9 protein-coding genes and 1 riboswitch are annotated in these 11,132 nt (G+C 37.8%); of the genes, 5 read left to right on the forward strand and 4 right to left on the reverse strand.

Translation table 11 applies throughout. The annotated features are described in order from the left end of the window. A partial coding sequence (locus tag ACIQ0D_RS08600) for a S41 family peptidase (protein WP_395804688.1) occupies positions 1-1,403 on the forward strand: 1,403 nt, incomplete at its 5' end. A gap of 77 nt (positions 1,404-1,480) precedes the next feature. Here the strand turns inward: ACIQ0D_RS08600 and ACIQ0D_RS08605 are convergent. The 4 genes from ACIQ0D_RS08605 to aspS form a co-directional block, all read right to left on the reverse strand. Then, positions 1,481-2,788, reverse strand: coding sequence for an amidohydrolase (locus ACIQ0D_RS08605; RefSeq protein WP_395804690.1), 1,308 nt, complete (start codon positions 2,786-2,788; stop codon positions 1,481-1,483). Between the two features lie 57 nt (positions 2,789-2,845). Then, complete coding sequence (locus tag ACIQ0D_RS08610; RefSeq protein ID WP_395804692.1) at positions 2,846-3,565, reverse strand: copper homeostasis protein CutC; 720 nt, start codon at positions 3,563-3,565, stop codon at positions 2,846-2,848. A gap of 8 nt (positions 3,566-3,573) precedes the next feature. Continuing rightward, complete coding sequence (locus ACIQ0D_RS08615; protein WP_395804694.1) at positions 3,574-4,602, reverse strand: N(4)-(beta-N-acetylglucosaminyl)-L-asparaginase; 1,029 nt, start codon at positions 4,600-4,602, stop codon at positions 3,574-3,576. A 111-nt stretch (positions 4,603-4,713) separates the two neighbouring features. Continuing rightward, positions 4,714-6,459 (reverse strand): aspartate--tRNA ligase, encoded by a 1,746-nt coding sequence (gene aspS, locus ACIQ0D_RS08620; RefSeq protein WP_395804696.1) that lies wholly within the window; start codon positions 6,457-6,459, stop codon positions 4,714-4,716. 297 nt (positions 6,460-6,756) lie between these two features. Then, positions 6,757-6,927: riboswitch (TPP riboswitch) on the forward strand. A gap of 47 nt (positions 6,928-6,974) precedes the next feature. Between aspS and ACIQ0D_RS08625 the strand changes: the two genes are divergently transcribed. Genes ACIQ0D_RS08625 through ACIQ0D_RS08640 form a run of 4 tightly spaced genes read left to right on the forward strand, consistent with a single transcriptional unit; the run spans position 6,975 to position 11,076 of the window. Beyond that, positions 6,975-9,341, forward strand: a complete 2,367-nt coding sequence (locus tag ACIQ0D_RS08625) for a TonB-dependent receptor (RefSeq protein WP_395804698.1) — start codon at positions 6,975-6,977, stop codon at positions 9,339-9,341. A gap of 6 nt (positions 9,342-9,347) precedes the next feature. After that, positions 9,348-9,983 carry a thiamine phosphate synthase gene (locus tag ACIQ0D_RS08630; RefSeq protein ID WP_395804700.1) on the forward strand — a complete coding sequence of 212 codons (636 nt, stop codon included), beginning with the start codon at positions 9,348-9,350 and terminating at the stop codon, positions 9,981-9,983. Between the two features lie 36 nt (positions 9,984-10,019). Then, the gene (locus ACIQ0D_RS08635; RefSeq protein WP_395804702.1) at positions 10,020-10,586 is read left to right on the forward strand and encodes a thiamine pyrophosphokinase; all 567 of its coding nucleotides are present in this window, start codon (positions 10,020-10,022) and stop codon (positions 10,584-10,586) included. A 1-nt stretch (position 10,587) separates the two neighbouring features. Next, on the forward strand, positions 10,588-11,076 hold the full coding sequence (locus tag ACIQ0D_RS08640) for a GNAT family N-acetyltransferase (RefSeq protein WP_395804704.1): 489 nt from the start codon (positions 10,588-10,590) through the stop codon (positions 11,074-11,076). Positions 11,077-11,132: the final 56 nt, after the last annotated feature.

Raw genomic sequence — 11,132 nt, forward strand, 5'->3', positions numbered from 1 at the left:
TCTATACCGCAACAAATAGTGCTTCAAGAGGCAGAGATCTTTACAGCGTAAAGTGGGATGGTAAAGAATTAAAGGAAATCACTAAAGGTGGAACAAGTCCATATTCATTAAAAACTGATCATGAAGGGAAGTCTATTTATTTCTTCCGCCAAGGTGGTTCACTTGCAAAAATTGACATGAAGAGTTCGGCACAGGAATCTTTACCTTATTTAGCAAGAATGACCATCGATTATCCGGGTGAAAAGGAACAGGTTTTTGAGGAGGCTTGGAGAACATTACGCGATCAATTTTATGACCCTAAAATGCATGGATACGACTGGAATGCTCTACGTAATAAATACAAGGAAAGAACTATTTCTGCTTCCACAAGTTCCGATTTTAGAGATATGTTTAACCTTATGCTTGGCGAGCTTAATAGTAGCCACATGGGCTTTACTGCTGCCGATAGAACGGAAACACAAAGAGAAACTACTGGATTATTAGGAGCAGAGCTTGCTCCAATTTCAGATGGCATGAAAGTTATTCATGTGATACCTAATGGACCAGCAAGCAGAGTGGGAAGTCGCCTAATGGTAGGTGATATTATTACTGCTGTAAATGGTGAGACTGTCAATAAAAGTGAGAATTTCTACAGCCACCTTGCTGGAACAGTAAACCAAAAGCTATTAATTACGGTAAAAGATAGCAAGGGAGCGTTGAGAGAAGTAGTAATCAGACCAGTGGGAAGTAATTCTGGTGCACTATACGACGAATGGGTGCTTGAGCGTAAGAAATTAGTAGAGAAATATTCTAATGGTAAATTAGGTTATATTCATATTCAAGCGATGAATATGCCAAGTTTTGAGGAGACTGAGCGCGAATTTGCTGCTGCAGGCTATGGAAAAGAAGGTTTAGTGATTGATGTGCGCTATAATGGCGGTGGAAGTACTACCGATTATCTAATGTCGGTTTTAAACTATAAACAACACTCTTATGCCATTCCTAGGGGTGCTACTGATGATTTAGAAAAGAATAAATTAAAGTTCCGCGATTATTATCCAGTTGGCGAACGTTTAGTTTATGCTGCTTGGATGAAGCCAACAATCGCTATCTGTAATGAGAACAGCTATTCGAATGCTGAAATTTTCTCTCATGCATTTAAGCAATTGGGTATTGGGAAATTAGTAGGTATTCCAACTAATGGATCTGTAATTTCGACTGGTGCCAAATCATTTTTGGATGGCTCTTCGGTACGTGTTCCACTTAGAGGATGGTATGTTAAAGCAACCAACGAAAATCAGGAGCTCGGTCCCGCAGTGCCTGATATCTTAATCAATAATTCCATTGATTATCGAACAAAGGGGGTTGATGAGCAGCTAAAAACTGCTGTAGATGAATTAATGAAGCAGTTAGGAACAAAATAATAAACTATTCTTTACAACAAAAAAAGGGGATTAAATGTACATTTAATCCCCTTTTTTGCGTTTATAAAATCCTAAAACTACTTCTTAGTCATCTCCATATAATCGAGTGTGAGTCCGGTTAATGCCTTCACTCCAACTTTAAAAGAGCTCTCATCAATAAAAAAGTCGGGAGTATGATGTGAAGGTGCAGTCTTCGAATCAGCACCCTTAGGTAAAGCACCTAAAAAGAAGAATAAACCTGGGACTTTCTCCTGAAAGAAAGAAAAATCTTCAGCGCCAGTTATTGGTGGAGTGATTAACACATTTTCTGCACCAAGGGTTTTTACAAGGCTTGGAACCATTTTTTGGGTTAATTCTGGATCATTAAAGGTTACAGGATAATGATTACTATAAGGAATTTTAACTTCAGCAACAGCTCCTGCCGCCTCGGCAGTTTTGGTTGCGATAGTTCTAATTCTATCAATCAATAGTTTTTCATCTTCAAGGCTCAGCGAACGGATAGTACCTAGCATTTCAGCTTGCTCAGGAATAATATTTGAACGTACACCAGAATGAATTGCACCGATAGTTACCACACCAGCATTTTCAGTAATATTCAAGTTTCTACTAACAATAGTCTGTAAATTATTGATGATTTGTGCCGAAACAACAATCGGATCTATGGAGGCCCAAGGTGCGGCACCATGTGCCTGTCGACCTTTCACAATAATCTGCATATCATTTACGCCAGCCATCATCCCTCCCGAGCGATAGGCAACTTTACCAACCTCAGTTGAAGCCCAAATATGCAATCCAAAGATGACATCAACCTTCGGATTTTCAAGCACTCCTTCTTTTACCATAAGCTCTGCACCACCCTCAACTCCAGGAGCTGAACCTTCTTCGGCAGGTTGAAAAATAAATTTAACGCTTCCCTTTAAATCGGCTTTTATGCCAGCAAGAACCTCTGCCACTCCCATAAGCATCGCTGTATGCGAATCGTGACCACAAGCGTGCATTACTCCAACTTCTTGATTATTATATTGTGTTTTAACTTTCGATGCAAATGGTAAATTTCCTCGTTCAGTAACAGGCAATGCATCCATATCGGCACGTAATGCAATCACGGGACCAGGCTTAGCACCTTTTAATACCGCTACTACGCCAGTTCGGGCAACACCAGTTTTAACTTCCATTCCCAAGCTTTGGAGATGTTTAGCAACAATAGCGGCTGTTCTAGTTTCATAATTGCCCAATTCTGGGTGTTCATGGAAATCGCGACGCCATTCAATTATCTTCGATTCAATTTGATCGGTGGTGGTATTGGCTTTAGTCTTTAGCGGACTAGTCTGAGAAAATGCAGGCAAAGAAAATAACATCAATGCTGCTAAATATGATTTGTTCATGTTTTTTTATTTTAAATTACTGAAAAGAATAATAAAAGCAAGATAACAAAGGCTAGTCTAAATTTTAGATAGAATTTGTTTTAACTGAGCTACTTTATCAATTGAAGTCTCAAAAGTGGAAAATACTAAATCTGTAGTGGCATCAATTCCATATTCCAATTTAATTTTAGCTGTAGTATGAAATTCATGCGCGCCAGTTTCTTGAGCAATTTGAGCCAAATTTTGCTCTTTTACTCCAGATCCCGGCATAATGGAAATCCTTGGCCCTGCTTGAATAATTAAAGATTTTAAAATTTCTAAGCCCTGAAAAGCATATTCCTTCCCTCCGGAAGTTAAAACGCGATGACATCCGAGCCCTATTATGTCTTCCAAGCCCTTTTTTAAGTCGTTACAGCGATCAAAAGCCCTATGAAAGGTAATTTCTAATCCTCTAGCTAGATCGATTAAGTGAGCGCAACGTTCGGTGTCAATACTTCCATCTTTTCTTAGGATACCAATCACAATTCCTTTGCACCCTAAGTCTTTGCAAGCTATCACATCCTCCTTCATGATTTCAAACTCATCATCTGAAAATACAAAATCACCACCACGAGGCCTAATAATTGGAAAAAATGGGATTTGGAGAGTTTTTTTGCATTTTAAAAGCATCCCATAGGATGGTGTAGTACCACCCTCGGCAAGATTATCACATAGCTCAATGCGATCTGCGCCACCTAATTGAGCGGCCATAGCAGATTCCCACGAGCCAACACAGATCTCTAATTGCTTGTTAGACATTAATTAGCTTATGAATAACTATTCGCCTTAACCAATAATTTCTGGTCCTTTTCATTACAAACGGCATAGCTGAAGCCCTGTTGTATAGCATAGGCACCGTATTCACCTTTTTTATTTAGCGCTAAAAATCCGACTTGAATTTCCTTAGCTGTATTCGGTTTTTTTCTGATGATACGCATCACCGCTTCTTTGCAAGCCTCTTCAGGTGGATAACCTTGGCGCATTAATTCAACCACTAAAAAGCTTCCTACATTTCGAATAACCTCTTCACCCACTCCGGTAGAAGTTGCTCCACCTACCTCATTATCGACGTATAAGCCAGCACCAATAATCGGCGAATCGCCTACTCTGCCATGCATTTTATAGGCCATTCCGCTAGTAGTACAAGCACCAGACATGTTGCCCGCCGCATCGATGGCTAGCATACCTATGGTATCGTGGTTATATTGATTTCCTGGGAGTTTCGTCGGACTAAACAATCTGTTTTCGATATTTATTTCCGGTTGATATTTAGCGTTTTTAAGCCACTCTTTCCATGCTTTTTCTGAAGCTGGGGTTAATAGATTTTCTTTTTTAAATCCTTGTTCCAATGCAAATTGTAGTGCTCCAGCACCTACAAGCATAACATGTGGTGTTTTTTCCATCACCAACCTTGCAACAGAAATGGGATGCAAAATGTGCTCAAGAGCGGCAACACTACCACAATTTCCTAGTTCATCCATGATACAAGCATCAAGCGTTACTCGCCCATCACGATCAGGCAAACCACCATAGCCAACCGATTGATTACTTTCATCGGCCTCCGGAACATGAACTCCTTTTTCTACCGCATCTAATGCTCTACCCTTGTTTTTCAAAACCTCCCATGCCGCTGCATTCGCTGCAATACCGAAATCCCAAGTGGAAATAACGATTGGAGAATTTAAAACAGGTGTGCTGGAATTTCCTTCTAAAACTTTTGAGAAAGATTTATTCCCTGCCACAATAGATGCTCCTGTGAGGGAGGTGGCGGCTAAAAATTTACGGCGACTGATCATAACTAAAGATAGAATAAAAAGATAATTCTAGAAAATAATGCATCATCAAATAACTTGAAAAATGATTTTTTCAAGCTATTTGATGATGAAGAAATAATAATGTTTTAGACTTTATAAATCCGTTTTAATTTTCAACTCCTTCAATTGCTCCTCAGCAATAGTTGAAGGAGAATCGATCATAACATCTCTGCCCGAGTTGTTTTTAGGGAATGCAATTACATCACGAATCGAATCTAAACCTGCAAAAATGGAAACCAAACGGTCAAAACCAAAAGCAATACCGCCATGCGGAGGAGCACCAAATTCAAAAGCCTCCAAAAGGAAACCGAATTGCTTTTGTGCTTCTTCTGGTGAGAATCCTAGGTGCTTAAACATTAATGATTGTAAATCTCTATCGTGAATACGAATTGAACCACCGCCTATTTCTGTCCCGTTTACAACCATATCATATGCATTAGCACGCACTTCACCGGGTTTGGTATCGAGCATTGCAATATCTTCAGGCTTTGGTGAAGTAAATGGATGGTGCATCGCATGATAACGCTGGCTATCTTCATCCCATTCTAATAGTGGGAAATCAAGTACCCATAGCGGGGCAAATACATTTTTATCACGTAAGCCTAAACGATTACCCATTTCTAAGCGGAGTTCACTTAACTGCTTACGAACCTTATCCGTCTGACCGGCCATAATTAATAATAAATCACCTGGCTGTGAATTGAATGCGGCAGACCATTTTTTAAGCTCCTCTTCACTGTAGAATTTATCTACAGATGATTTTAAACTCCCATCAGCACCATGTCTTACATAAATTAATCCAGTAGCACCTATTTGAGGGCGTTTTATGAAATCTGTTAATTCATCTAATTGCTTTCTGGTGTATTCAGCACAGCCACTCGCATTGATACCAATAACCAATTCGGCAGCATCAAAAACTGGGAAGCCTAACCCTTTCACAATATCTGTTAAAGGTACAAATTGCATGTCAAAACGCGTATCTGGCTTATCAGAACCATATAAACGCATGGCATCAGCATATTGCATTCTAGGAACTTCTGCAATATCCACACCCTTCACATTTTTGAAAAGCTGACGAATTAGGCCTTCAAAAACGTTCAATATATCTTCCTGCTCAATAAATGCCATTTCGCAATCAATTTGCGTAAATTCTGGCTGTCTATCGGCACGAAGATCTTCATCTCTAAAACACTTTACAATCTGGAAATAACGGTCGAAACCAGACACCATTAATAATTGCTTAAAGGTTTGTGGCGATTGAGGTAAAGCATAAAATTCTCCTGGATTCATTCTACTTGGAACCACAAAATCACGTGCTCCTTCAGGAGTAGACTTAATTAATACTGGAGTTTCTACCTCGATAAAGTCTAGTCCATCTAAGTATTTTCTTACCTCCTGAGCCATTTTATGACGTAAAACAAGATTATTTCTTACCGGATTACGGCGTAAATCTAAATAGCGATATTTTAAACGCAGGTCATCACCACCATCCGTTTCATCTTCAATAAGGAAAGGAGGAAGCTTTGCCGCATTTAGTAATTCAAGCTTGGAAACTTTAATTTCAACTTCTCCAGTGGATATTTTTAAATTTTTGTTAGAACGCTCAATTACTTTACCGCTTACACGAATAACAAATTCACGACCTAATTCACGTGCCTGTGCTCTCAATTCAGCATTATCATCCGAGTTAAAGGTTAATTGCGTTATTCCGTAGCGATCACGCATATCAATAAAAGTCATTCCCCCTAGGTCGCGCGATTTTTGCACCCAACCAGTAAGTGTTACCTCTTTATTTAAATCATTGATAGTTAGATCTCCGCAAGTATGTGTTCTAAGCATTATTTTATTTTTTATTGAATGCAAAAGTAAGGTTTTTGGTGGTAAAGACTAAACTGAAATTTGGGAAGGTGTTATATGTACCCAAAAAGCTAAACATCAGGTATATTATATAGATAGATAAAATAATTTGCTTTCTCAATAAGTTCCCTCTCTGCGTTCGGGATGACAGGGGCATGGCGTTTAAAAATATCACTGTCATCCCGAAACCTGCCCTTCAGCAGGTGAGGGACCTCCGTTTTCTTAGCACATTGTAAAAAAATTCATTCCAAACCCAATCCGGAATTATTCGTATCTTTGTAAAATCAAAAGGGGTGCCTTGTTTGCGAAATCAAACACAAAAACAGGCTGAGAATATACCCATCGATAGAATTGCACTCATTTATTGTCTGAAAAACAGCTTTAAATACAATTCTAGAGAGCACCTGATCCGGATAATGCCGGCGTAGGGAGGTAAGAGTTAATGGACTGCATATAACCCCATTATGCAGGATTTTTAACTAAAAAAATTATTCAAATTGAAAAAGTTACTATTTATTGCTACGGCAATCCTATTGCCTTTTATGGCTTCAGCTCAATTTTCTATTAGTGGGAAAATTTCAGAAAAAAATTCAGGTTCAGCACTTTCTGGTGCTAGTATTAGCCTTGATAATTCATTAATCAACAGCCGGACAGATGAATCAGGGAATTTTTCCCTCAAAAATTTAAAAGCGGGCAATTATCTATTAAAAGTAAGTTTTATAGGCTATCAAACGCTTGAACGTTCCATCAATTTGACCGGAAATACTAGCTTGGACTTACAGCTCATCAAAAATAGCCTCATTGCCGATGAAGTTTTAGTCAGAGCAACTCGCGCCTCAGAAAACTCGGCCACAACTTATAGCAATATCAACAAAGCGCAATTGGTGAAAAATAATCTGGGCCAAGATTTACCCTTCCTCCTAAATCAAAGTCCCTCGGTAGTAGTCAACTCCGATGCTGGAAATGGCGTTGGCTATACCGGTATTCGTATCCGCGGAAGCGACCCAACACGAATAAACGTGACCATCAATGGGATTCCTTATAATGATCCTGAAAGTCAAGGTACGTTTTGGGTAAACCTACCCGACTTTGCCTCATCAGTTGATAATATTCAAATTCAGAGAGGCGTAGGCACATCCACCAATGGAGCTGGGGCCTTTGGAGCTAGTTTAAACATACAAACTACCACTAAAAATGATTCTGCTTATGCTGAAATAAATAATACTTTAGGGTCTTTTAATACGATAAAAAATACGGTTAATGTGGGTTCGGGACTAATTAACAATAAATTTAGTTTTGATGGCCGATTATCAAGAATTGAGTCGGATGGCTATATCGATAGAGGTTCATCCAATTTAAAATCCTATTTCTTAAGTGGTGCTTATTATGGCAAAAAGGATTTATTACGCTTTAATGTGTTTTCAGGCTCCGAAAAAACATATCAAGCATGGAATGGTGTTCCCGAAAATTTATTGAAAAGCAATCGTACTTTTAATGGCTTTACCTATGATGACCAAACAGATAATTACGTTCAAGATCATTATCAGCTTTTGTATTCACACACTTTCTCGCCTGTATTTTCGGCCAATACCGCTCTTCATTATACCAAAGGAAGAGGCTATTTTGAGGAATTTAAAGAAGATCAAAAATTAACAAATTATGGCATTTCATCCTTCCCAGCAGGGTCTATTACGATAGATAGGAGTGATCTTATCAGACGACGTTGGCTCGATAATCATTACTATGGCTTAACTTATTCACTAAATTATAATCCCAACACAAAAATAAATTATACCCTAGGTGGTGCTTATAATGAATACGATGGCGATCATTTTGGAGAGGTAATTAGAGGTCAGTTTATCCCGATTAGTGATAATATCACACCATATTATAAAGGAAATGGATTTAAAACCGATTTCAATACTTTTGCAAAAGCTGAGTTTAATGTTGGGAAAATAAACCTTTATGCCGATTTACAATACCGACTGGTTAACTATCGCGTAAATGGAACTGATAAAAACAGAATGGCTCTTGATCAAATTGATCAACTAAATTTTTTTAATCCCAAGCTAGGTTTTAGCTATGATATTAATCCGCAAAGCAACCTTTACGCTTCCTTAGCTGTAGCTAATAAAGAACCTAATCGCGATGATTATATCAATTCGAATAGCTCAAATCGCCCAAAAGCAGAAAATTTATTGAATATTGAAACTGGCTACAGACATCGAAGACAGAATTTTAATGCCGGAATTAATGCCTATGCCATGTTCTATAATGATCAGCTAGTATTAACAGGTAAAGTAAATGATGTGGGCGAATACATACGTCAAAATGTTGAAAGAAGCTATAGATATGGCTTAGAACTCGATTCTAGAGTTCAAATTAATAATAAATTATCTTGGAACTTCACCGCATCATTGAGTGAAAATAAAGTTAAAAACTTTACTGAATACGCAGATGATTATGATAATGGCGGACAGATTGTGAACAATTACAGTAAAAGCGACCTTGCCTTTTCTCCTAACTTCATTAGCTCAAGTGAACTCAGTTTTATTCCCATGAAAAAAACTGAAATGGCTTTCATCAGCAAATATGTTTCTCAACAATTCCTAGATAATACATCCAACTCCCAACGGAAATTAGATGCTTTTTTTGTTAATGATGTTCGCGTGAGTTATAATACCAAAATAGGCGCTATAAAAAATCTAGGACTTACATTGATGGTGAATAATGTTTTCTCTGAATTATACGAAGCAAATGGTTATACCTTTAGCTATATGTATGGCGGTGATTTTACAACAGAAAATTACTATTATCCACAAGCAACACGTAACTTTCTGCTTGCCTTAGGTTTAAAATTTTAATTCGCTATGAGAAAATACATTTCTAAATTTCATTACCTGAGTCAGGATTTAACGCAGCGCAAACATATTGAGCAGGTAGAGATAGCCTGTCAGGCAGGTGCCAACTGGATTCAGTACCGTTGTTTATCAAAAAATGATGAGGCATTGATCCAAGAAATACATGAAATTGCCTCCATTTGCGATGATTGGGGCGCGACTCTAATACTTACAAATCATTATCATTTACTCCACCAAGTTGATGCTCAAGGTGTTCATATTGAAGATATGAATGCTGATTTTATGGCCATTCGTCATGCCATTAGCGATGAAAAAACATTAGGTGCATCGGCAAATACTATAGAAGATATTCAACGTATTTATGCTTCAGGGGTGGTTGATTATATTGGTTGCGGACCATTTGCCTTTACAAAAACAAAAGTTAATGATTATCCAATTTTAGGCCTTTCGGGTTATCATGAAGTCGTGCAAAAAATGCAAGAGCTTGAGATAGATATTCCTTTGATAGCTGTTGGAGGCATTAATTTAGAACATACAGAAGAACTTCTAAACACAGGTATTTACGGAATTGCTGTTTCTGCCACTGTAAATCTTGCGGGGAATCCGGGATCAATGATTAAAGATTTTCACAAAAAGATCTATTAAGCTGAAACAATCAAAAGGCTTTGTTATTTTTGATTTATGTCATCACATCACATAGTTCGCGAAAAACAAGAGCCCGCCTTATTAATTATGAGTTTGGAAGGCTTTGAAAGCGAGAACTTAGGACAAATCTTAGAATGGAGTCCGACACTAATTGTAAACGAAGATATTTATGAACTCGTAGATTCTATGGGCATAAAAATAGATGCTGTACTTACAAAAGACCCGCATTTTTATACTCAAGAAAGCACCAAACTGATTTTATCAGATAGTGAACCGCTGGAGGATGCACTGAAGTTTTTAGACGGCGAGCATTATCCAGCGGTAAACATCATTAGCAATGAATTTTCACTGAAGGATTATGTACTTTTTGTAGATGACTTAGATATTGTCGTTTTTATAGGAAATCAAAAAATATTCCCGGTACGCTCTGGATTTAGTAAATGGCAATCTGCAGGAGAGGAGATAAAAGTTCTTCATGAGGTGCATAATTTAAATACAAGCGGATTAGTTGAGTTAGATGAACATCTATTTATAACCGAAAAAGATGGCTTTTACGCTCTAACTTTTGATCAACCCTTTATTTTTATTTCAGAAACAATTTGACATGAAGATCAGGATAGCTACAAAACTTGATATTCCAGTAATAAGCGACCTTGCAGAAAAAACATGGTGGCCAAGCTATAGTCAAATCATTAGTGATGAGCAAATTAGCTTCATGCTTCAGGATATGTATTCGGCAGAAAGCCTTTTAGAACAAATGAATGCAGGTATTGAATTTTTAATCCTCGAAAGAGAAAATATGGCTCTTGGTTTTGCGGCATACTCATTAGTAGATGCTCAAAATCAAGTCTTTAAACTACACAAACTCTATGTTTTACCAAGCGAACAAGGATCTGGGACAGGCAAAAAACTAATTGATGAAGTTTCTTCTTCCGCTAAATTAAAGGGTGGTAAAATACTTGAACTGAACGTCAATAGAGGCAATTCAGCACAGCATTTTTATAAAAAGATGGCTTTTGAAATCTATCAAAAGTTAGATATCAATTACCATCATTTTGTGTTAAACGACTATGTGATGCGCAAGGAATTGTAAATCAGTCATCCTGAATGTATTTAAACGCCATGCACCTGTCATCCCGAACGTAATTG

The sequence above is a fragment of the Daejeonella sp. genome (genome assembly GCF_044342615.1).
Classification (GTDB): Bacteria; Bacteroidota; Bacteroidia; order Sphingobacteriales; family Sphingobacteriaceae; genus Daejeonella.